Annotated in this window: 2 protein-coding genes; one reads left to right on the top strand and one right to left on the bottom strand. The window is 58.5% G+C overall.

What is annotated here, in order from left to right; translation table 11 throughout:
- Positions 1-700, bottom strand: a 700-nt coding sequence (locus tag AAAB16_RS20585) for a bestrophin family ion channel (RefSeq protein ID WP_340665003.1), incomplete at its 3' end; no start/stop codon positions are given.
- Between the two features lie 227 nt (positions 701-927).
- Here AAAB16_RS20585 and AAAB16_RS20580 point away from each other — a divergent pair.
- Positions 928-1,577, top strand: a 650-nt coding sequence (locus tag AAAB16_RS20580) for a type 1 glutamine amidotransferase (protein ID WP_340665002.1), incomplete at its 3' end; no start/stop codon positions are given.

Below are 1,577 nucleotides of genomic sequence, written 5' to 3'. Positions count from 1 at the left end.
AGCCCAGGGTTTCCACCAAGCCGATCGGCACAATCAGGCAAAACACGCTGAGAAACAGCCGTGGAAAATACACATAGGGGTAGGGCAGCGGCGTATTGGCAATGCGCTCCAAACCGCCTTGGGCGTTGGAAAGGTCGACCAGCGTGGATTCAATGCGCGCCAGGCGAATGCTGTCCAAGCGCTCGTTCTGGTACTCGCGGGCCAGCAGCGCGGCAGAGCCGTTAAGAATGTCGTTGGCGAAGTTGTAGGTGGTGTGGCGCCGGGCAAATTCACCGCTGGAGACAAATGCCTGCACCTCATCGGCGCAGCGTTCACCGCGCAGCGAGGCCGATAAGCAGCGTACATAGGCGACATGGCGGCGCAGCAACACTGTTTTCACCGGATTGGTTGCGCCATTGTCGTCGATCAGTGTCAGCACCTGGCGGGCAAAGCTGCGCGAGCTGTTAACCATCGAGCCCCATAACGTGCGCGCTTCCCACCAACGGTTATAGGCGCTGCTGTTGCGAAAGCTGATCAACACCACCAGGGCCGAACCAAGCAGTGTCAGCGGCATGGACGGCAGTTGAATCTTGCGGTCGAGAAACAGCATGTAGTCGACGGTAACGATCAGGTCCCACAGCAGTAGCCAGAACAACGCCCACCCGACATAGCCGATGGTTTTCAGAATATAGCTGTAGCCGTTGGCAATCGAATCAGACACGTAAAGGCCTCGCACGCTTTTAAAGAAAGGACGTTGCTTCGAGGCGTTGAGTTCGCAAAGGTTCGTCGCAGAGCGGTTGGCGCGCGGAGGGGTATCTGTCCAGATGTGTCTGATGCTTCGCCGTTGCGCTTTTTTTACAACGGGCTCGGCAGCTATTTACTTGGAATTTGCTCGACCTCGGCACGGCGTTTGCCTCATAAGGTTGGAAAAGTAGAGGCGGTTCAGTGATGAGCGAAATTCTGATACTCACCCATGTCGACTATTGCCCAGCCGGCCACCTGGCCAAGGTGTTGGACGAACGACAACTGGATTTCACCGTATTGCGTGTCGACCTCGGCGAGCTCGAGGGTTACGACCTGGACTCACCCAAGGCCGTAGCCATTATGGGCGGCCCCATGAGCGCCAACGATCCCTTGCCCTGGCTGGAAACCGAGATTGCCGCCTTGCGCTACTTCATCCAGCGCGACATCCCCTTGCTCGGTCATTGCTTGGGCGGTCAGTTGTTAGCCAAGGCGTTGGGCGCCGCCGTGCACCGGATGCCGTACCGCGAGATCGGTTGGCAACCGTTGTGGCAGGCCCATCAAGCCGCAGGCAATCCATGGCTGGAACACCTGCCAGATGAGTTCCCTATCTACCAATGGCACGGCGATACCTTCGATATTCCGCCGGGTGCTGAGCGCCTGCTCTCCAGCCCCTGGTGCCCCAATCAGGCGTTCGCTTGGGGTGACAAAGTGTTGGGCTTGCAAGGCCACCCGGAAATGACCGAAGAGCTGGTGCAGCTATGGTTGACCGACTGGGGCCATCTGCTCGACGAGACCCAGCCCAGCCAGCAGTCGTCACGCAAGATGCTCGACGACCTGCCTAATAAAGTGGCGGC

It is taken from the genome of Pseudomonas sp., assembly GCF_037994325.1.
Classification (GTDB): Bacteria; Pseudomonadota; Gammaproteobacteria; order Pseudomonadales; family Pseudomonadaceae; genus Aquipseudomonas.
This window is presented reverse-complemented; position numbering and strand designations above follow the sequence as displayed.